Source organism: Salidesulfovibrio onnuriiensis (genome assembly GCF_008001235.1).
Taxonomy (GTDB): Bacteria; Desulfobacterota; Desulfovibrionia; order Desulfovibrionales; family Desulfovibrionaceae; genus Pseudodesulfovibrio; species Pseudodesulfovibrio onnuriiensis.
Genome location: NZ_CP040751.1, coordinates 1,834,633 through 1,854,892 on the forward strand (window position 1 = coordinate 1,834,633; position 20,260 = coordinate 1,854,892).

General features: G+C 63.4%; 14 protein-coding genes. All 14 read right to left on the reverse strand.

The genetic code is table 11. The features are described 5' to 3' along the window. Positions 1 to 125: 125 nt before the first annotated feature. Complete coding sequence (locus FGL65_RS08325) at positions 126 to 1,292, reverse strand: tetratricopeptide repeat protein (RefSeq protein WP_147820758.1); 1,167 nt, start codon at positions 1,290 to 1,292, stop codon at positions 126 to 128. Next, a complete protein-coding gene (locus FGL65_RS08330) occupies positions 1,289 to 1,951 on the reverse strand; it encodes an energy transducer TonB (RefSeq protein WP_250645605.1) in 663 nt (220 codons plus the stop codon). The genes FGL65_RS08325 and FGL65_RS08330 overlap by 4 nt, the downstream gene beginning before the upstream one ends. Then, entirely contained in the window at positions 1,948 to 2,358 is a 411-nt protein-coding gene (locus FGL65_RS08335; RefSeq protein ID WP_147820760.1) for an ExbD/TolR family protein, read from the reverse strand. Before FGL65_RS08335 ends, FGL65_RS08330 begins: the two co-directional genes overlap by 4 nt. Positions 2,359 to 2,361: 3 nt before the next feature. Further along, complete coding sequence (locus FGL65_RS08340) at positions 2,362 to 2,991, reverse strand: MotA/TolQ/ExbB proton channel family protein (protein ID WP_147820761.1); 630 nt, start codon at positions 2,989 to 2,991, stop codon at positions 2,362 to 2,364. Beyond that, complete coding sequence (locus tag FGL65_RS08345) at positions 2,978 to 4,402, reverse strand: MotA/TolQ/ExbB proton channel family protein (protein WP_147820762.1); 1,425 nt, start codon at positions 4,400 to 4,402, stop codon at positions 2,978 to 2,980. The genes FGL65_RS08340 and FGL65_RS08345 overlap by 14 nt, the downstream gene beginning before the upstream one ends. Then, entirely contained in the window at positions 4,399 to 5,154 is a 756-nt protein-coding gene (locus FGL65_RS08350; RefSeq protein ID WP_147820763.1) for a DUF3450 domain-containing protein, read from the reverse strand. The genes FGL65_RS08345 and FGL65_RS08350 overlap by 4 nt, the downstream gene beginning before the upstream one ends. Positions 5,155 to 5,467: 313 nt before the next feature. Further along, entirely contained in the window at positions 5,468 to 9,709 is a 4,242-nt protein-coding gene (gene glgP / locus FGL65_RS08355; protein ID WP_147820764.1) for an alpha-glucan family phosphorylase, read from the reverse strand. 19 nt (positions 9,710 to 9,728) lie between these two features. Continuing rightward, positions 9,729 to 10,928, reverse strand: coding sequence for a glycoside hydrolase family 57 protein (locus FGL65_RS08360; RefSeq protein ID WP_147820765.1), 1,200 nt, complete (start codon positions 10,926 to 10,928; stop codon positions 9,729 to 9,731). Positions 10,929 to 10,931: 3 nt separating this feature from the next. Further along, the gene (locus tag FGL65_RS08365) at positions 10,932 to 12,212 is read right to left on the reverse strand and encodes a glycosyltransferase family 4 protein (RefSeq protein ID WP_147820766.1); all 1,281 of its coding nucleotides are present in this window, start codon (positions 12,210 to 12,212) and stop codon (positions 10,932 to 10,934) included. Then, the gene (locus FGL65_RS08370; protein WP_147820767.1) at positions 12,213 to 14,171 is read right to left on the reverse strand and encodes an amylo-alpha-1,6-glucosidase; all 1,959 of its coding nucleotides are present in this window, start codon (positions 14,169 to 14,171) and stop codon (positions 12,213 to 12,215) included. Between the two features lie 367 nt (positions 14,172 to 14,538). Further along, complete coding sequence (locus FGL65_RS08375; RefSeq protein WP_147820768.1) at positions 14,539 to 15,318, reverse strand: formate dehydrogenase accessory sulfurtransferase FdhD; 780 nt, start codon at positions 15,316 to 15,318, stop codon at positions 14,539 to 14,541. 9 nt (positions 15,319 to 15,327) lie between these two features. Then, on the reverse strand, positions 15,328 to 16,059 hold the full coding sequence (locus tag FGL65_RS08380; protein WP_147820769.1) for a formate dehydrogenase accessory protein FdhE: 732 nt from the start codon (positions 16,057 to 16,059) through the stop codon (positions 15,328 to 15,330). Positions 16,060 to 16,322: 263 nt separating this feature from the next. Further along, positions 16,323 to 17,060 carry a 4Fe-4S dicluster domain-containing protein gene (locus tag FGL65_RS08385; RefSeq protein WP_147820770.1) on the reverse strand — a complete coding sequence of 246 codons (738 nt, stop codon included), beginning with the start codon at positions 17,058 to 17,060 and terminating at the stop codon, positions 16,323 to 16,325. Between the two features lie 47 nt (positions 17,061 to 17,107). Beyond that, positions 17,108 to 20,149, reverse strand: coding sequence for a formate dehydrogenase-N subunit alpha (gene fdnG, locus FGL65_RS08390; RefSeq protein ID WP_147820771.1), 3,042 nt, complete (start codon positions 20,147 to 20,149; stop codon positions 17,108 to 17,110). Positions 20,150 to 20,260 lie beyond the last annotated feature (111 nt).

Genomic DNA, 20,260 nt, shown 5'->3' on the forward strand with positions numbered 1-20,260 from the left:
CCCCGCAGGCAATGGGTTCACTGAGTTGCAGTGCGTATAGTATTATAGATAATGAAAGTCAATTTCAATATCTAAAAGGACAGAGGAGATTATGAACGGATTTCAGGGCGGACTTTTGCCGGTTTCTATTCCCCGGCTTCCCTACGCACGGCTTCCAGGTCTTCCAGCACGGCAAGGTAGCCCTTGGCCTGTCCCATGTATTCCTTCAGGCCCGCGATGCGGGTCAGTTCCTGTCTGGCGCGTTTCCAGTCCTTGCGCTCCCAGGCGCACAGGGCCAGGAAGAACCGGGCTTCGGGCTGGCTGCCCGACTTCGCCAGGGGGGCGAGGGCGGTTTCGGCTTCCTCGAACCGGCGGGAGCGGTAGAGCATCCTGCCCTTTTCAAGGGCCGCCGCGCCGCCTTTTGAATGGCGGTCCAGGTAGTTTACGGCCTGTTGGGTCCTTCCCGCGGATGCGTACAGCGCCGCGATCTTGAGCGCCTGCTCGAGGCTGGGGGATGCGCCGTAGGCGCGTTGCAGGGTCGCGGCGGCCATGAGCGGGGCCTGCTGGTAATTGTAGATTGCGGCCAGCCGTTCCAGGTCCTGGCGCGAGGGCTCGTCCAGGCGGCAGCATATTTCCAGCGCCGCGGCGGCCCGGGAATACGACTCACGGTCCAGGTGCAGCTTGGCCAGCAGCTTCCAGTAGTCCGCATCCTCGGGGCTGGCGTTCAGGTAGTTGAGCAGCATGGATTCGGCCTGCCGGGTCTGCTTGGCATCGATGAGGGAGTGGATGGCCAGCCGGATCCACTCCTTGCGCGGCTCCTTGGACTGGGCGATGAGCTTCTGCAGCACCCGGGCCGCATCCTTGTAGTCTTCGCCCAGGTAAAAGGCGGACCCGGCCTGGAAGAGCAGCTCGGGTTTGCCCGTTTTCTGCAGGCCGTGTGTTTTCTCGAACAGGCGGCCCGCCTCGGCGTACTGCTCCATCTCGTAGAGCACGACCCCGGTGTTCAGGCACAGGAATTCGTCCTCGGGAAAGGCCTGGTGCCCTTTTCGGAATACGGACAGGGCCTGCTTTTTTTCCCCGGCCAGATGCAGTGCGCCGCCCAGGGCGAGGTAGACCTGCGCGTGGATGTCCTCCCGGGTGGATTCCATGTATTTGTGGAGCATGGCCGCCGCCTGGGCGTACTGCTTGTCGTCCATGAGCAGCTGGGCCTTGTGCAGGGCCTGCCGCCCCAGGGGCGGGACCTTGGCCGAAGCCGGGCCCGCAAGCAGCAGGACCAGGGCGCAGGCGGCCAGAAAAATGCGTGCGGTGTTCATTGTGTCAGCTCGAAGTTGAAGGGAAGCAGGACCCAGGTGTCCACGGCCTGTCCCTGGTAATGCCCGGGCCGGAACTTCCAGCGTTTGGCCGCGCCGAGCGCCGCCTTTTCGAACACGCCGGACGGGTTGGCCGAATGGATGGAGAGGTTGGTGGGCAGGCCCTGGCTGGTGACCAGCATGCGCACCACCACCGAACCCTCGATGCGGTTGCGTTTGGCCCCGTAGGGATATTCCGGCGGCACGCTGCGCAGCACCTGGGGAACTTCGTCCACCTCGTCCATGTTGAACCCGATGCCGCCCAGGTCGCCCGAGGGCATGGCGATGCCTCCCTTGAGGCCCGGGTGCATGTCCGCGCTGAAATTGGGCGTGCTGAGGTTCATGAGCGGCTTGACGTTCTTGGGCCGGGCCTTGGAGGAAAACGTCTTGGGCAGGGTCTTGGGAGGTTTGGTCTCCGTGATCTCCTTGCGCTTGAGCGGTTCCACTGGCTTGTCCCTGCGGGGCTGGGCAATGCGGATGGCCCCTTCCACCACGGTGAAATCCCCGGGCTGCTGCGCGTCGTTCAGGAGCAGCACGCCCACGTAGATGAGGCCCGCCATCATCACCGCCGCCATGCTGGCGGCCACGAAGTCGCCCGATCCCTTGGCCCTGCGGATCATCATTCCTTCCTTGCCGCGATGCTGATGTTGCGCACGCCCGCCAGCCTGCATTGGTCCAGCACCTGGACGGCGGCGCCGGTCATGCTTTCCTTGTCGGCCACGATGACCACGGACCCGTCCGGGGTCTCGGCCAGGAAGCGTTCCATGTAGGCCCGCACCGAGCGGATATCCAGGGGTCTGCCTTCCACGAAGATCTGGCCTTCGGCGGTGAGCCCCAGGATGACGTTGGCCTTTTCCTTGGTTTCTGCGCTCTGGGCCGAGGGCCGCTGCACGTCCACCCCGGATTCGCGCACGAAGCTGGTGGTGACGATGAAGAAGATGAGCAGGATGAAGACCATGTCGATGAGCGGGGTCATGTTGATCTCGCTCCTGCGGGTTCGCGCCCCGCGTGCGTATCGGATGCTTCTCATGCCTTATTCCCTGCAGGCCCCGAGGCCGTCGGTCTGTTCCTGCAGGCCGATGCAGAAGAGTTCCATGCGGGCCTTGAGCCGTTCGGCCCGGCGGAAGAGCAGGCCGCCCAGCAGCAGGCCGGGCACGGCCACCACCAGGCCGCTCTGGGTGGTCACCAGGGCCTCGGAGATTCCCGAGGCCAGGGCCCGGGCATTGCCGGTGCCGAACTGTGAGATGACGTCAAAGGTGGTGATCATGCCGGTCACCGTGCCCAGCAGGCCCAGCAGCGGGGCGATGGCCGCCAGGATCAGGATGGTGCCGATGTAGCGCATGGCCTTGAATTCCTGGCGCACACGGATGGCTTCGAGCATGTCCCGGTTCAGTTCGGGATCTTCGCAGCGCTCGTCCATGTACTGGGAAAGGATGTCCCACTGCCACTGGGCCAGGCCCGCCTTGCACACGCTCGGCTCGCCCCGGAAGAGCTCCAGGCATTGCTGCGGGGTGCCTTCCCTGCGGCGTTCGCGCAGGAAGCGGATGGCCTTGACCAGGGCCAGGGTCCACATGAGCAGGGAAAGGGCCATGAGCGGGATCATGATTTCGCCGCCCGCCTGGAAATGCTCCACCATGCGTTCCACGAGATTATGCTGCTGCATCGAGTTTCTCCCGTTTCCTGATCTGTCCTTGTTTCATGAGAGCCACGGCGAATCCGGTGCCCTTTTCCTCCATGTCGCCGATGATCTTGTCCACCCTGCGTTCCAGCACGTGGTGCAGGATCATGATGGGTACGGCCACGGCCAGGCCGAGCTGGGTGGTGACCAGCGCCTCGGAAATGCCGCCGGACATCATGCGCGGGTCGCCGGTGCCGTACAGGGTGATGATCTGGAAGGTGTTGATCATGCCCGTGACCGTGCCCAGCAGCCCCAGCAGGGGTGCCACGGCGGCCAGTACGTTGAGGGTGGGCAGGAAGCGCTCCAGCATGGGCAGTTCCTTGAGCAGCCCTTCCTGGAAGGCGTTTTCGATGATCTCGCGGGTGTTGCCCATGTACTTGAGGGTGTGCCCGATGATGCGGCAGGTGGGGAACTGGGACTGCGCGCGGCAGAATTCCCCGCACTGCTTCCATTCCCCCTTGGAGACCATCCTGAGGATCTGCTTCATGTTGCGGTCCGAGTTGCCCCGGATCCGGCTCAGGGCGTAGAAACGCTCGGCCACCAGACCCATGGCCACGAGCCCCACCAGGATGATGGGCCAGACCAGCAGGCCGCCCGCCTTGAGCCAGTCCCAGACGCTCTTCTGTTCCTGGGCCAGACGGGTGAAGGCCGCGCCGTTGGAGATGTCCACCGGGAAGGCCGCGCCCTTGCCGTCGAAAAAGTCGTCCATGAGTCCGGCCAGGGACCAGCCCGGTTCGCCCTGCACGGCCATGAGCTTGCTGCCGTCGCTGGTGGGCCGCAGGAAGCCCAGGCTGCCGTCCTTCAGGCGGTAGGCCTCGGTAAAGGTCCCCACGCGGACCAGCTCGCCGGTCTTGTCCATGCCGTCCGCGCCGATGAAGGCCCCGGTACGGCGCACAACGGCCCCGGAGGCCGCCATTTCGTCCAGGTACAGGGCGAGCAGGTTGCGGATGCCTTCCAGCCCCGGGAATTTCTCGGGCTGGAGCACCTCTTCCAGCACGGCGGTGCGTTCGGGGTGCTCCGGCGTGGTCAGGCTTTCGTGGAAATAGTCCCGGGCCTGCTTGGCCGAGGTGCGGATGGTGCCGTCGATGGTCTTGAGCTCATGGGCCTGGGCCGCGAGCTCCTCCTTGAGGGCGTCTTCGCGCTTCAGCAGTTCGTCGTAGCGGGCCTTGAGGCCGTCGAACCGCTTTTGCTTCTCGGCGATGCCGCGTTGCAGCGCGGCCTTTTCCCCGCCGAGCTCCTTTTGCTCGCCGGCGATGATGGCCCTGGTTTTGGCAGCGTTCTGCGTTGCCTCGGCCACCATGCCGTGCATGGCCTTGGAGGTGGCGTCCCAGCCCTGGGCCAGCGCCCCCGTGGTCAGGACCGTGAAGATCATGAGGGTATGAATGGCGTATCTCATCGGGCGGCTCCTATGGGCAGGTCGAGCAGTTCCACGGCGCGCTTGCGGTCGGCCATGTCCTTGGCGCGGTGCAGGGTGCGGGAGTAGTTTTCGTCAAGGGGTTTCCAGGAGCCCGATGCGCGGTCCCAGTACCCGGCTTCCGCGCCGTCCGCGGTCTGGTAGAAAAGGGCGGTGCGGCCCAGGCGGAAGATGGAGACCTGGGTGGGCGCGCCGTTGAGGTCGAGTTCCCGCGAGGTGGTGGAAACGTTGCGTCCGTATTCCATTTCCACCAGCAGGGCCTCGAACACCCTGCGCAGCTTCTCGCTCAGTTCCAGGCGGTAGTCGTCCAGGGAGTCGCGCAGGAAGCCGATGCGCGCGGCGCGTTCCTCGGGCAGGAAGGGCAGGTCCGAGGAGACGAATTGCTCAAGGCTGTCCACCACGGTTTCCAGGAACGGCTCCAGCTCCATCTTGATGCGCCGGGCCTCTTCCTTGCGCCGTTCCAGCTCGGCGATGACCTCTTCCTGTTTCTTGATATACTTGGCGTATTTCCTGTTTTGGAATTCCAGCCAGGAATCCATGGCCTTCATGTCCCGGATGTCGGCGGCAACGCCTTCCTTTTCGTCGGACCACTGCTGGTACCGTTTCTGGGCCGCAGCCTCCACGGCGACGGCCTCGGCGGCCTGCGCATGGACGGCCTTGGCCGGCGGTGCCGCGGCTGCGAGTGCGGGCGCCAGCAGCAATGCGGTCAGGCTCAAAGTGACTGCTTTCAACATGTATGCTCCTTGCGGGGACCTGTCCGGTCGATCCCGTTGTACTGAAAACGGATGGGAATCATAGAAGTGTTCATGGCCGGAATACTACTCCTGGAAGGACTATTTTTAGCCGATTATGAAATTCATTATCAAGAAAAGGCTTATAGGGCGAGCCAAAAGAGAATGCAAGGAACTTTTTCCTAAAGGGTCTATTCCCGTATGATTTCAGAGGGTGAGGCCTGCTGTGCGCGCGTGAAGGGCATGTCCCTTGCGCGCCGCGCCCATGGAAGGAAAAGAGGGTTCCGGGGCGGTTGCCCGAAACCCTCTTTGTCTTCTAGCTCCAGCGGATCAGGTGGGTTTCGTATTTCCCGGCCAGGCCGGGGTGCACCGGGATGACCCGCACCCCGTAGCGGCAGGGGCCGGAGAACGCGGGCGAATACTCGGCCTGGAACTCCAGGCTGTTGCCCTCGGAGTGCTTGAGAGTCATGGGGATGCAGTCCAGGATGCGGTCTTCGGCGGTGTTGGCCAGCACCAGTTCCGCCATGATCTCCTCGTCCGCCATCTGGCCCTTGTCCACCTTGGCGACGACCTGGAGCACGTGCCCCAGACGGAAGACGTCGCCATGGATACCGTCCACGCGCACTTCACGGATGTTCACCGTGGAGAAGCGCCCGGGGATGCGCTTGCGCCACTGGCCGATTTCCTTGGCCAGGGCGAAGTTCTTCTTGTTCCGCCTTTTCGAGATGCCCATGGTGGGCAGGTACATGTCGTCAATGTAGTCGTGGACCATGCGGTGGGTGCCGTACTGGCGGAAGGCGGTCTTCATGGCTTCCTTCATGCGCCGGATCCAGGCGTGGGGAACCCCGTCCCCGCCTCGGTCGTAGAATTCGGGCACCACCTGCGTCTCCAGCACCTCGTAGAGGTTGTCCGCGTCCACGATGTCCTGGTTCACCTGGGTTTCGTAGACAAGCCCCTGGCCCACGGCCCAGCCGTTCTGGCCGTCAAAGGCCTCGTCCCACCAGCCGTCCAGGATGCTGCAGTTGGGCACGGCGTTGGCAGCGGCCTTCATGCCGCTGGTGCCGCTGGCCTCCATGAGCCGCGTGGGGTTGTTGAGCCAGACGTCCGCGCCGGAAACCAGCATGCGGGCCAGGCGGATGTCATAGCTTTCCAGGAAGATGACCCGGCCCATGAAGTCGTCCTGCTTGGCCAGGCGGCAGATGAGGTTGATGTAGCTGGCGCCGATGGTGTCTGCGGGGTGGGCCTTGCCCGCGAAGATGATGTTCACGGGCCTGTCCGGATTGCAGAACAGCTCCTTGACCTTCTGCAGGTTGTGGAAGAGCAGTGTGGGGCGCTTGTAGGCCGTGAAGCGCCGTGCAAAGCACAGAGTCAGGTGGTCCGGGTTGAGCGCGCTCAGGAACATGCGCAGCCGGTTGGGGGCTTCGCCCTCGCGGGTCCACTGTTCGGAAATGGAACGGCGCACCTCGTCGTAGAGCCGGTGCTTGAGGGCCGTGTGGGTGTCCCAGAGCCTGCGGTCGTCCACGGCGTCCAGGCAGTTCCAGTCGTGGTTGGCCTTGAGGGTCTTGTGTATGGACAGGCTGCACGTTTCCTCGATGTCGTGGCGCAGCCGCTCGTCGAGCCAGGACGGGATGTGCACCCCGTTGGTGATGTGGCCCACGGGCACCTCGCTGAGCAGGAATCCGCGCCACAGGTCCATCCACATGCGCCGGGAAACGTTGCCGTGCAGACGGCTGACCCCGTTGCGGATGCAGGAGAGCTGTAGGGCCAGCACAGTCATGTTCAGGTGGTCGGCCTCTTCCGCGTACATGTGACCCAGGTTCCACAGGGATTCCCAGGGGACGCCCATTTCCACGGCGTAGCCCCGGAAGTAGTTTTCCACCAGGGAGCGTTCGAAACGCTCGTTGCCCGCGGGCACCGGGGTGTGCATGGTGAACACCGTGGAGCCGCGCACGATCTCCCTGGCCGTGGCAAAGTCCACGCCCTCGCCGAACATGAGCTGGCGGATGCGTTCGAAGAGCAGGAAAGCGGAGTGGCCCTCGTTGAGGTGGTAGATGCTCGGTTCCACGCCCAGGGCGTTGAGCAGCCGCACGCCGCCCACTCCGAGAACTATCTCCTGCTCGATGCGGCCCTTGGACGAGGGCTCGTAGAGCCGCGAGGCGATGTCCCGGTCCGAGCGCGAGTTTTCCACCACGTCCGTGTCCAGCAGGTAGAGCTTGGCCCTGCCCACGCGCACTTCCCAGATCTGGGCGTAGACCGTGCGGCCGGGCAGATCCACGGTGACCAGCACCCGCTCGGTTTCGCCGTTGTGGAGCTGGACGATCGGCATGGCCGCAAAGTCGTTGTCCCAGTATTCCACCACCTGGTCGCCGTTGCCGTTGATCTTCTGGTGGAAGTAGCCCTGCTTGTAGAGCAGGGAGATGCCGATGAAGGGCAGGTTCAGGTCGCTGGCCGACTTGATGTGGTCGCCCGCCAGCAGCCCCAGGCCCCCGGAATAGATGGGGATGGATTCGTGCAGGCCGAATTCCATGGAGAAATAGGAGACCGGGTTCTTCCAGGTGATGCCGGAGTGTTCCGCGTGGCTCTGCTTGGCCATGTAAGCGTCGAAGCGCTCCAGCACATTGCTCAGCCGGGCCATGAATTCATGGTCGCCCGCCAGCTGGTTCAGTCGGTCCTGATCCATGGTGTTCAGGAAGCTGACCGGGTTGTTGCCGCTGGCGTACCACTTGTCCGCGTCCATCCATTCGAAGAGTTCCTGCACGTCGCGGTGCCAGACCCACCAGAGGTTGTTGGCCAGCTCGCGCATGCGGGCCAGTTCCGCGGGCAGCTCGGTAACCACCGAGAACGAGCGCAGCCTGGGCTGGGTGGTGTTGACCCCGGTGAAGCTGATCTGCTTTCCCGGCGCGGCGGACATGCGCTGCACGCCAGCCACCCGCTGGGTCTTGATGTCCCCGGCCAGTTCATAGGCCTCGAGGTAGCGCAGGTAGAAATTCTTCCAGGTGGTTTCCTCGGCCACGCGCCGGGCCTCGGCCGCGCGGTAGGCGCGCTCCTCCTTGTTCCAGTGGATGAATTCGCCCAGGTAGGCGGTCAGTTTCTTCACTGCCGTGTCGTAATTGTCGTCCAGGCGGTTGAGCACGTGCACGCCCGCGTGTCCCTCGGGGTAGCGCTCCATGACCCACTGGCCGAAACCGGCCCGGTCCGAGGTCACGGTGGGCACGGAAAAGGCCGCGCTCTCCATGGGGGTGTAGCCCCAGGGCTCGTAGAAGGACGGGAATACGGTCAGGTCCATGCCCGCCAGAGCGTCGTAGTATTCCAGGTTCAGGATGCCGTCGTTGCCGTCCAGGTAGACCGGGATGAAGATGACGCAGCACTTGTTGTGCGGCGCGTTCTGCAGCTGCTTTTCCCGGCAGCGGGTCACGATGGGGTCGTGGTCCGGATCGCCCAGGTGGTGGGTGGCGATCCCGGCGTATTTTTCGATGGATGCGCGTTCGCTGCGCAGCCGCCTGCGCGCCTCTTCGCTGAATCCCGCATAGCCGCAGCTCACCAGCAGGAAGTTGACGACGGTGATGTCCTCCCCGGATTCGGTCAGCTTGCGGTCGATGTTGGCCAGGCTGTCCAGGAGCAGGTCAATGCCCTTGTTATGGAATTCGTACCGGCCGCTGGTGGCCACCAGCAGGGTGTTGGATGGCTTGAGCTCGCGCTCCAGGAACCGGGAGGCCAGCTTGATGAGTTGCGGCCGCACCCGTTTGCGCGTTTTTTCCACCTCTTCGGGTTCGGCAAAGCCCTCCAGGTTGAATCCGTTGACCGTGACCACGGCCGGGTTGGTTCCCAGCAGGTGGGCGGCCTCCTTGCGGGTGATATTGGAAACCGTGGTGAAGCAGTCCGCCTCGCGGGCGGAGACCGATTCCATGGAGTGCTTGGCCTTGACCCCGAAGGCAGTGGCTTCGTGGGAGGGGTCCAGCTCTTCCAGCTCGTCGTAGATGTCCACGCCCGAACCGGACATGGCCCGGCCCAGCATGGTGGCGTGGGTTGTCAGCAGGGTGGCCACGCCCGGGGCGTTTTTCTTGAGGTAGAGCACGCCCGCGCCGCTCATCCATTCATGGAAGTGGGCGAACACGTCGGCCACCTCTTCCACGTCGTCGCTGATCTCCTTGATGACCATGGCCGCCGCCGTGCTGAAGAGCACGGGCTCGATGTAGTCCCAGGACCCGGTCATGGAGTCCACGCCGTAGTCGTTCCAGATCTGGAACAGGAGCTTGTCCTGGTTGGGCACGGCCTTCTGGAAATTCACCAGAAGCACCCAGGGAGATCCGGGGATGTCCCAGCGTCCGGCGACCGTGGGAATTCCCATGCCTTCCAGGCGTTCCTGGGTGGGGCGGAATTCCGGGGGAGGGTCGCAGGCCTTGAAACCGGGGTTGCGGTCCAGGAGCGGGCCCATGGCCACATAACGTCCGCCGAAGGCCGCCATGGCCTCGGCCGCCTTGCTGCTGATGACCGTGTGGATGCCGCCCACCTTGTTGCAGACTTCCCAGGATACTTCGAAGAGCCATTTGGTTTCCATAGCGTGAATCTCCCGTAGGTTATGCGTCGGATTGCCGTTGCCGGAGCACCAGGGCAAAGTCGTTCAGGGCGTTCATGTACGTGATGAACGCCTGGTACGGTGTTTCAAAGGGATTGAAGTACTTGTGCACGTCGCCGTCCGAGAACCACTTGGTGCACATGTAGTAGAAATGGTCGCTGGTGAGCATTTCGCGCCAGGTCGCCTGCATCTCGTCGTCGCCGGAGGCAATGACCTCCTGCTCCAGGGCATAGGCCAGTTCCGCTGCCTGGTCCTGCATGGGGTTGCCCAGCCAGGCCGTGACGTCGCGCTCCAGGTCGGCCCAGGAGGTGAAGTGGGGCACGTCCAGCTGGGCCACCGGGTCGAGCCCGGCCGCGGCCTCGGAGGGAGTGCGGAAGCAGAAGTCCCTGTGGGACAGCACGGCCCGGGGCAGGGCGCGGAAAAAGTCGAAGATGCCGGTGTCTTCCCACTGGTGTTCGCCGATGGTTTCATAGTCCATGAACAGGTTGATCACCTCGCCGCTGCCCGCCACATCGTGCACCCAGCGGGCGTACTTTTCCACAGTGAGGGGCCATTCGTCCCAGTTGCGGTCCGAGAAGCGGAAGGCCACGTCGTCCGAGAGCCGGTAGTTCTTGAGCAGGGCCTTGAGCTTTTCGCATCCCGCGGGCTGATACACGAAGTTGGGGGTGCGCCAGCCCAGGACCTGGTCCGCGCCCTCGGCCAGGATGACCCTGTAGCCCAGGCGTTCCACTTCCTTGGCCAGCTCGTTGTTGAAGATGAGCTCGGTGTTGCGGAAGGTGGTGGGCTCCTGGCCGAAGAATTCGGTCATGACCGCGTGGTGCTTGCGGACCTGGCGCCGGAATTCCTCCCTGGAAAAGAGGAAGGACAGGGAATGGTAGTGGGTCTCGGCTATGAACTCCACGCACCCCGTGGCCGCCAGCTCGCGGAAGGAATCCAGCACCTCGGGGCAGAATTCCTGGAACTGCTCCAGGGCCACGCCGGTGATGGAGTAGGAGATGCGGAAGTCGCCCCGGAATTCCCGGATCAGGTCGAGCATGAGCCGGTTGGCGGGCAGATAGCACTTGTGGGCCACCTTGCGCAGGATGTCGGCGTTGGCCTGCTCGTCGCGGTAATGGTGGCTGCGGCCCATGTCGAAGAAGGAATAGCCCTGGTTCAGGCGCATGGGCTGGTGGACCTGAAAATAGAAGCACACGGAAATCATCGGCTACCTCCCGGCCAGATCGCGGTAGACATTGAGCACGTGCTCGGCCGCGATCTCCCATTTGGTGCGCTTGAGGGTTTCGAGTCCCTGCTGCACGATTTTCTCGGACCGTTCCGGGTTCCCCAGTATGTCGAGGATCTCCGCGGACAGCCGGTCCGTATCCCAGAAATCTATCTTGACCGCGCCGTCCAGCATTTCGGCCACTCCCGACTGCTTGGAGACGATGGCGGGCACGTTGTAGACCATGGCCTCCAGGGGCGTGATGCCGAAGGGTTCGGACACGCTGGGCATGACGTAGAGGTCGCTCATGGCGTAGATGCGCTCCACGTCCGTGCCGCGCACGAAGCCCAGGAAATGGAACTTGTCCGCGATGCGCAGTTCGGCCATGCGCTCCACCATGCGGTTGAACATGTCGCCGGAACCGGCCATGGCGAAGCGTACGTTCGGGTTCTTCTTGATCACCTTGGCGGCCGCCTCGACAAAGTAGTCCGGCCCCTTCTGGAAGGTGATGCGGCCCAGGAAGAGGACCAGCTTTTCCTTGAAGGGCTTTTCCACCCGCAGCTGGCCCAGGCGGCGCTCCTTGGAGACCGCGTTGTGCACCACCACGATCTTGTTCGGATCAATGCCGTAGCGCTTGACGATGGTGTCCTTGGTGAAGTGGCTCACGGCGACGATGCGGTCCGCCGCCTCGAATCCGGCCCGTTCGATGTCGTAGATCTGCTGGTTCACGTGTTCGCCGCTGCGGTCGAATTCCAGGGCGTGGGCGTGCACCACCAGGGGCTTGCCCGAAACGCGCTTGGCCTCCATGCCCGCGGGGGCGGTCATCCAGTCGTGGGCGTGGATGACGTCGAATTCCTCCTGCCGGGCCATGTGGGCGCAGATCAGGCTGTAGCGCACGATCTCGGCCATGAGGTTGTTGCCGTAGCCGCCCGAGAAGTCGTATCCCTTCATGTTCAGGATGGCTTCCGAGGTCAGCAGTTCCTCCTGGTCCAGGATGCTCCTGTATTCCTTGTCCGTGATATAGGGCCGCAGGGGCGAGAGCACTTCGAGCATCTTGACCCGCTTTCGCAGCTCGCGGATGTCCTGGATGCCCACCGAGGCATGGACCCGGTTTGCCCCGAGCAGGGTCAGGTGTTTGCCTTCCTCGTCGGAATCGAGCCGGGGCAGCACGAAGGTGATGTCCACCCCGTGCTGGGCGAGTCCCTTGGTCAGACCCAGGCAGGCCGTGCCCAGGCCCCCGGAAATGAAGGGCGGGAACTCCCACCCGAACATGAGAACGCGCATTTATCGGCCTCCAAGAAGTTTGTTCAGGCGCACGGCCTCGGCCACGCTCCAGGCCTGGGCAATGCACCCGTTGGGCAGGTGTGGCGGGTTGCCGGTGTAGATTTCCGGCAGCGACGCGATTCCATAGTCAGCCGGGAATGATCGCAGAATTTCCTTGAAATATTTGCGCAGGAAGGCCTTGGCCTCCTTGATGTCCTCGGCCTGGCGCAGCATGGCCTCGCCGAAGTGGCCCGCCAGCCAGGGCCAGACCATGCCCTGGTGATAGGCCGAATCGCGGGCGTCCGAGTCGCCCTGGTAGAAGGGCGCGTACGACGGGTGGCGTGGGGAAAGGGTCCGCAGGCCGTACGGGGTCAGCAGGTGATCCTGCACGGTGGCCACCACGGCCCGCATCTGTTCCATGTTCAGCGTGGAATGGGGCAGGGAGACCGCGAAGATCTGGTTGGGCCGGATGGCCCGGTCGCAGCCGAATTTGCCGACAACGTCGCACAGGCAGTTGTCCTCGCGGTTCCAGAACCTGTCCGGGAAGCTGGCGGCCAGTTTGTCCGCCGATTCCCTGGCCCTGCGGACTGTTTCGTTGTCCTCGCCTTCCATCAGCTCCAGGTAGAAACGCAGTCCGTTGTACCACAGGGCGTTGATTTCCACGGCCGCTCCGTGGCGCGGGGTCACGGGCCTGCCGTAGGCCTGGGCGTCCATCCAGGTGAGCTGGGTGTGCTCGTTCCCGGCATGGAGGAGCCCGTCCTCGTGGATGGAGCACAGCGGCACCCTGCCGTCCAGGTGCGCCGCAATGATGCGTTCCAGGGCCGGGAGTATGCTTTTGCGCACGAATTCCCTGCTGCCCTTGGTCCGGAGGTATTCCTGCACGGCCCAGAAGAACCACAGGGAGGCGTCCACGGAGTTGTAGGCCAGGTGGTCGGATCGCTGGTCCAGGTAATTGGGCAGCAGGCCGTCGCGCTCCAGCCCGGCGTAGGCGGCCAGCACCTTTTCACCGAATTCGCGCCTGCCGCAGTGGAAGGTCAGCCCGGGCAGGGCGATCATGGTGTCGCGCCCCCATTCGCCGAACCAGTGGTAGCCCGCCACCACCGAGGAAAAGTCCGAGGCGTTGCGGATCAGGAACTGGTCGGCCGCGTACTGCAGGCCGCGCACGCTCTTGCTGCGGTCCTTGCAGCTCTCGTACAGGGCCTCGCGGCGCTTGATCTCCCTGCTCTTCAGCTTCACGAGATCACCGAGCTTCTCCACCGAGGCCGCGAAGATGACCGGCTTGCCCCGCTTGAGCTCCACCTCGAACATGCCCGGGCAGAACAGGTCTTCCTGGTAGTCGAATCCCCGGTTGCGCTCCTCCAGATATTCAACGTTGCGCATCCACTTGGGGCCGGGGAAGAATTCCGAGACGCGGCTGGTGCCCATGTACAGGGGCGGCATGCCCTTGTACGGCTCGATCTTGCATCCGTTTTTTTCGGGGAAGGTCTTGGGCCGCAGGAACAGGTTCTCGCGGGTCAGTCCGTGCACGTCGCGGTAGGCCAGCAGGGGGCGGATTCGCAGGGTGGGCGCCGTCTTGCCCTCGAGCATTTCGTAGCAGAGCAGCACCGTGTTCTGGCCGTGGACCATGAGCATGGTCTTGCGGATCAGCGCGTCGCCGATGCGGTAGGTCACCGTGGGGCAGAGGTCCTGTTCGAAGCCTTCCACGAACTGGTGGCCCGTGGGGTGGTAGACGCCGGGGTACTTGTTGGTGGACAGGAAGAATTCCTTTTCCCCGTCCGTGACCGAGACTTCCACCTTGGAGAGCAGCACGAAACGGCCGCGCGGCTTCCTGAGCGCCGCCACGAGCAGGCCGTGGTACTTGCGGGTATGACAATTGATGACCGTGCTGGAGGCGTAGCCGCCGAGCCCGTTGGTGTCCAGCCACTCCTTGCGTGTCGCTGTTTCTGTATTGACGCACGCATCCCTGGGAATTCGAAGCATTTTTACCACCTTGAAGGAATGAAATTCAACAGGAAATGAACAGGAGAAGAGGCTTCTCACACTCAACTATAGATATAAGAATCAAAGCATATGCAAGTAAAAAGTGTGTAACTGGGGTTATAATGTGATTTGTTTTTTCCGGGCGGGGGAGAGAGCTGGGAAATGTTGCCGCAAGCGGCTTTTGGGACGGGAGAAAAAGAGGGAAACGACCAGTCCCTCCTGTTTCGGTTTAGCGGCGGATTTTTTTATCCGTTAAGAGGGATGGGATCAGAAGGCCCGGTCAACGACGTTCGAGAGATAAACCGATCGTTGCGCCGGGCGTTCCGTTTGTGTGAGGGATGGCTTTAGGGAGTATGGGCCGTGCGGATCAGTCCCGGACGCGCCACGCATGGCTGTAGATGTTCATGGACGTGCTCCGCAGGCGGCCCACCAGGGTGATGTCCCGCGTTTCGGCGAATTCCAGGGCCGAACTGGTGGCCACGGAAAAGCCGCACAGGATGCCGATGCCGGCCATGGACGCCTTTTCCGCCAGCTCCAGGGCCAGGCGCGAGGAGAGCATGGCGATGGCCGCGTCCTCCAGACAGTCGGAATGCAGGGCCTGGCCCAGGGCCTTGTCGAATGCGTTGTGGCGTCCCACGTCCTCGCCAAAGGCCAGCATGTGGCCGTCCATGGTGAACAGGGCCGCCGCATGGGTGGCCCTGGTGCTCTGGAACAGGGCCTGGCGCTCCTCGAAGCGGTCCCGGAGCTCGAAGAGCCGTTGCACGGTAATGGTTTCCTCCCGCCGCACCCCGGCGCCCATGAAGCGCACGTTCTCGCCGGGGGTCAGTTCCACGCGGGCCAGGGTGCTTTCCCCGCAGACCCTGAGATCCACGGAGCGGATGTCCCTGCGGGAGCGGATCAGGCCCAGGGAAAGCAGCCGCCCGGCCACCAGGTTGTGGTCGTCGCCGGGCGTGCGCACGAAGCTGATGTTTTCATGGTCGCGCACCTTGAGCACCAGCGGCTCCTCCACGGCCACCAGCCCCGAGACCCGTTTCATGGCACCGTCGCTGAAGCGGTGCAGCTGCACGGACTCCAGGAATCTTCCGGTTCGTTGTTGTTCTTTGTCGCGCCTTGCCTTGGGAAACGCCGGATGTATCAGGGTGCTCATGTCCGTATCCTATGGCTTGAAGCTGTTCCAGGTCGTGGGGGCCATGGGGGTCAGGCTACGCTCCTGGGCGATCATGTCCAGGTGCATCAGTCCCATTTGCGCCGCGTCGAGCTGGGGAACCAGCTCGCATTCGCGCAGGTCGATGCACAGGCCGTAGGTGCCGCACTGGTGGCAGGCCTCGATGCGCTCGTGCTTTGCGCCGTCCACGAAAAAGATCTCCCGGGTCTTCTGGTCCGTATTGCCGCAGGCCGGGCAGGTGTCCCTGCGGTATTCCCATTCCAGGCTGCACAGGGAACAGTGCAGGTGTTTCTTGCCCCCGCCGCCCACGAGATGCTCCAGGTCGTTGGGGTCGCGGCGGGAAAGAAAGCCGATGGAGGGCAGGCTGCCGCAGAACGGGCAGGTTCCCTGGTTCCATCGGCCCCTGGAAAACGACTCGTCGAGGCGGCCGGCCAGTGCGGCCAGGACCGGCCCGGCGATAGCGTCCACAATGGTGAAAAGGACAGAGGGTGGAGTGCCGTCCATTTTCTCGGAGGTGTTTTCGAATTGCTTCAGGTCGCCGTCAAGTCGCGCCTCGACGAGTCGCGCCAGCGTCTCGCGGTCGAACGTCGCCTTCCCTTTCCCGGGCCAGGAGTCGTCCGGGATCAGTTTCCTGAGCAGGGGAAGCAGCTCCCGAGAGGAAGCCAGCAGAGATTCCTTGAGCCGGTCGCATCCCTCACCCGCCATGACATGGACGCCTTCCATGAGCCGCGCCTCGTCCACGGCCGGGGGCGGGGGCCTTCCTGGCCGAACCGCTGGGCAAGCTCCGCCTGTTTTTCCAGCAGCGGGGAAAAGGTCCGGACCAGCTCCCCGTAAACGGGTTTGGCGTTGGTGATGGCTTCCAGGGTCGCATGGACGGTTCCGGGGTCAAACGTGGTCATGGAGGTCTCCGATCCTGTCTTTGCGGGAGGTTCGGGCCGCCCGCCCTGTGCGGACGGCCCTTTTCCCGTTGGAGTGATGCGTGTCTGCTATGCGTTTTTAGTCATTTTCGTGATGGGGCTGGCCAGCTTGGCAAGGAACCGCTTGCGGTCCATGCCCGCGGGGGCCTCGGCCACGGCAAAGCTGTGGTAGTGCTCGGGCTTGTCCGTGAGCAGGTATATGACGTTGACGTCATCGGGGTCGGCCAGCATGGCCTCGGGGAACCGCTCCCTGACGACGGCGAGACGCTTTTCGGCCAGCTTGAGCATGTCCTCGCGCTCGCCGAAGTTCATGGTGCCCGTGGGGCAGGCCTTGACGCAGGACGGGAGCAGGCCCTTGTGGACGCGGTCGTTGCACATGGTGCACTTGGCCAGGAGCCCGGTCTTCTCGTTGCGGCGCGGGATGTTGTAGGGGCATGATTCGCGGATCTCCTCGAACTGCTCCGCGCTGAAGGCCTTGGTGCCGTCCGTGTACAGGATGGCACCGGTCTTTTCGTCCTGGAGGATGGCCCCCTCGTGGTAGAGGTCGCCGGTTTCCTTGCAGGGCGCGATCTCGCAGTGGCGGCACTGGTCCGGGAAGAAGTTCCAGCGGACCACGTCGCCGTCCAGGCGCTCGCTGAAGCGCACCAGCTTGTAGTTGTTGGGATTCAGGTCCTGCGGGTTCTGGTGGCTGCCCCAGCCGAATTGCTTGGTCTTGTTGGCGGGCAGTTCGTGCCATTCCTTGCAGGCCAGCTGACAGCCTCGGCAGGCGGTGCAGCGGGACGTGTCTATCAGAAACGCTTTGGGCATGACGTTCTCCTTGCGTCCGGGCGGGACGGGCCCGCCCGGTTTGCCGGTTAGGTTGCAAGCTCGGTGAGCTTTTCGGCCTTGCGGATGTTCACGCAGCAGGCCTTGTACTCCGGAATGGTGGTGTTGGGGTCGCCCACCGACGGCGTGAGCCTGTTGGTGGAATCCCCGGACCCCGGAGTGGTCCAGCCGAAGCAGTACGGCATGCCGATTTCGTGGATGATCCGGCCATGGACCTTGAGGGGCCGCATGCGGATGGTGACCATGGCGATGGCCTCCACCCTGCCGCGAATGCTTTCGACGATCACGCCTTCGCCGTTTTTGATGCCCTTTTCCTTGGCCAGTTCCGGGCTCATCTCCACATAGAGCTGGGGCTCGGCTTCCAGCAGGTTGGGCACGTTGCGGGTCTCCCCGCCGCCGCACCAGTGCTCGGTGAGGCTGTAGGTGGTCAGCACGATGGGGTATTTCGGGTCCGCCGGAGGGGCCAGGACATCCGGGGCGCTGGTGGCGAATTTGTAGCAGGGGCTGTGAAGCTGCTTGGAGAACAGGTTCTTGTTCACCGGGGTCTCGGCCGGTTCGTAGTGCTCGGGGAACGGGCCGTCCTGCCTGCCCGGGCCGAAGAGATGGCCCATGCCGTGCGTGTGCATTATGAAGGGCAGCTTGCCCTGGCCCGTGGCCAGGGGCGGCCAGCCGCCGTCGGGCACGTCACCGATCCATTTGCCGTCCTTCCACTCGATGACCGCCTTGTCCGGGTTGAACGGCTTCCCGTTCAGGTCCACGGAGGCGCGGTTGTAGAGGATGCGCCGGTTTACGGGCCAGCACCACGACCAGTTGGGGTACAGGCCGATCCTGGCCTGCATCTCGGTCTGGGACGGGTCGCGCCGCAGGGACTTGTTGCCTTCCTCCTCGGTCCAACTGCCCGCGTAGAGCCAGTTCAGGCTCGCGGTGGAACCGTCGTCGGCCAGGGCCGCGAACGAGGGCACCTGCTGTCCCTTGCCGTATTTCTTGCCCTTGTATTCGGCATCCCTTGTGAAACGTCCGTTGATGCGCTGGCAGAGATCCTCGGGGTCGTATCTGTCGGGCCAGTCCAGCTTGAGCAGGGCCTCGGGCAGGGCGCCGCCTTCCTTTGCATACAGGGCGCGGAGCCTGCCGAGTATGGAGATGTACATTTCCCCGAACGGGCGCGCCTTGAACTGTGGCTTGACGCTTTTGTCGTGCCAGAGGAGCCAGCGGCCCGAGTTGGTCACCGAGCCGGTCTTTTCCAGCCGGTGGGCCGAGGGCAACAGGAAGAACTCGGTCTTGATCTTCTTGGGATCCGCGCCGGGCCGGTGCCAGTTGTCCGTGGTTTCGGAGTTGTGCAGCTCGGAGCAGACGACCCAGTCCAGGTTGTCCATGGCCTTGCGGATCTTGTTGGTGTTGGGAACGCTGTTCATGGGGTTCAGGCCCATGAAGAAGCCGCCCGTGATTTCTCCCCGGTACATGCGGTCGAACAGGAACAGGTAGGAGTAGTCCTCGCCCTTTTCGACCTTGGGCAGCAGCTCGTAGCAGAAGCCGTTTTCCCTGGTGGCGTTTTCGCCGTACCAGGCCTTGAGCAGGCTGGTGAAGTACTGGGGCTTGTGCTGCCACCAGTTGGCCGACTGCGGGTCGTGGCTGACCGGGGTATTGGCCTTGTTGTAGGCGTCGTAGGAGGGCCAGTCCGCCCTGGGCATGGCCATGTAGCCGGGCAGGATGTGGTAGAGCATGGCGTGGTCCGTGGACCCCTGCACGTTGGGTTCGCCGCGCAGGGCGTTGATGCCGCCGCCCGCGATGCCGATGTTGCCGAGCAGGAGCTGGATGATGCCGGAGGAGCGGATGTTCTGCACGCCCACGGTATGCTGGGTCCAGCCCAGTGCGTAGAGGATGGTTCCGGCCTTTGTGCCCGTGCCGGTGGCGCTGTATGCCTCGTACACGCGCAGCAGGTTCTTTTCCGATACGCCGGTGGTGGCGGAGACCTTGTCCAGTCCGTAGCGGGAATAGTGCTTTTTGAGCAGCTGGAACACGCAGCGGGGGTGCTTGAGGGACTTGTCCCGCTTGGGCACGCCCCTGGAGTCCAGCTCCAGGTCCCACTTGCTTTTGTCGTAGGTCCGGGTCTTGGGGTCGTAGCCCGCGAACAGGCCGTCCTTGAACCCGAATTCCTTGCCCACGATGAGCGAGGCGTTGGTGTATTCCACCACATAGTCCTTGAAGTACTTCTCGTTGTCGAGGATGTACTTGATCATGCCGCCCAGGAAGGCGATGTCCGTGCCGGACCGCAGGGGGACATGGAAATCGGCGCGCGCCGAGGTGCGCGAGAATTTGGGGTCCACGTGCATGACCGTGGCTCCCTTGTCCTTGGCCCGCAGCACCCATTTGAAGGAAATGGGGTGGTGCTCGGCCGCGTTGCTGCCCATGATGAGGATGGAATCGGCGTTCTTGATGTCGATCCAGTGGTTGGTCATGGCCCCGCGCCCGAAGGATTCGCCGAGGGCCGCCACCGTGGAGCTGTGGCAGACGCGGGCCTGGTGGTCCATGTGCACGACGCCGAGCCCACGCGCGAACTGGTGGGTCAGGGCGCATTCCTCGTTGCTGGCGTGGGAGGTGCCCAGCAGGAACATGGATTCGAGGCGGTTGACCGTCTGGCCCGCCTTGTTGTGGGTGATGAATTCCTTGTCGCGGGTGTCCTTGACCCGCCGGGCGATGCGCTCGATGATCCAGTCCCAGCTCTTTTCCTCCCACTTGTCGCTGTAGGGCGCGCGGTACATGGGCTTCTGCACCCTGTGGTGGCTGGTGGTCATGGTGAACATCGCGGCTCCCTTCGCACAGAGAGCGCCTTCGTTGATGGGGTAGTCCGGGTCGCCTTCGACGCCCACCAGCTTTCCGTTCCTGACGTACCCTATCGCGTAACAGCTGACAGAGCAGAACGGGCAGACAGTGAAAACCTCTTTGGCCCCGTCGATCTTCAGATCGGCGGCGTAGGCCCGCACCGGCGTGAGGTTCACGCCAAGCTGTGCCAGGGAAAGGCACGCGGCCGACGAGCCTGCAAGCTTGAGAAAGCTTCGGCGGTCACATTTCATGAATGGCCTCCTTGTTCGTGCAGGGCCTTTGCAGCCGCTGCGGAATACAGAACCAAGCATCAGACGAGGCCTAGACATAACATTAAATCCAATTATAACAATATGTTATTA

Excerpts from the sequence above, each read along its gene's own strand:
- FGL65_RS08330 (WP_250645605.1), bottom strand. The coding sequence starts at position 1,951 with ATGATGATCCGCAGGGCCAAGGGATCGGGCGACTTCGTGGCCGCCAGC.
- FGL65_RS08345 (WP_147820762.1), bottom strand. The coding sequence starts at position 4,402 with ATGAGATACGCCATTCATACCCTCATGATCTTCACGGTCCTGACCACG.
- FGL65_RS08360 (WP_147820765.1), bottom strand. The coding sequence starts at position 10,928 with ATGATTTCCGTGTGCTTCTATTTTCAGGTCCACCAGCCCATGCGCCTG.
- FGL65_RS08370 (WP_147820767.1), bottom strand. The coding sequence starts at position 14,171 with ATGCTTCGAATTCCCAGGGATGCGTGCGTCAATACAGAAACAGCGACA.
- fdnG (WP_147820771.1), bottom strand. The coding sequence starts at position 20,149 with ATGAAATGTGACCGCCGAAGCTTTCTCAAGCTTGCAGGCTCGTCGGCC.
- FGL65_RS08340 (WP_147820761.1), bottom strand. The coding sequence starts at position 2,991 with ATGCAGCAGCATAATCTCGTGGAACGCATGGTGGAGCATTTCCAGGCG.
- glgP (WP_147820764.1), bottom strand. The coding sequence starts at position 9,709 with ATGGAAACCAAATGGCTCTTCGAAGTATCCTGGGAAGTCTGCAACAAG.
- FGL65_RS08375 (WP_147820768.1), bottom strand. The coding sequence starts at position 15,318 with ATGAGCACCCTGATACATCCGGCGTTTCCCAAGGCAAGGCGCGACAAA.
- FGL65_RS08325 (WP_147820758.1), bottom strand. The coding sequence starts at position 1,292 with ATGAACACCGCACGCATTTTTCTGGCCGCCTGCGCCCTGGTCCTGCTG.
- FGL65_RS08365 (WP_147820766.1), bottom strand. The coding sequence starts at position 12,212 with ATGCGCGTTCTCATGTTCGGGTGGGAGTTCCCGCCCTTCATTTCCGGG.
- FGL65_RS08380 (WP_147820769.1), bottom strand. The coding sequence starts at position 16,059 with ATGGAAGGCGTCCATGTCATGGCGGGTGAGGGATGCGACCGGCTCAAG.
- FGL65_RS08350 (WP_147820763.1), bottom strand. The coding sequence starts at position 5,154 with ATGTTGAAAGCAGTCACTTTGAGCCTGACCGCATTGCTGCTGGCGCCC.
- FGL65_RS08385 (WP_147820770.1), bottom strand. The coding sequence starts at position 17,060 with ATGCCCAAAGCGTTTCTGATAGACACGTCCCGCTGCACCGCCTGCCGA.
- FGL65_RS08335 (WP_147820760.1), bottom strand. The coding sequence starts at position 2,358 with ATGAGAAGCATCCGATACGCACGCGGGGCGCGAACCCGCAGGAGCGAG.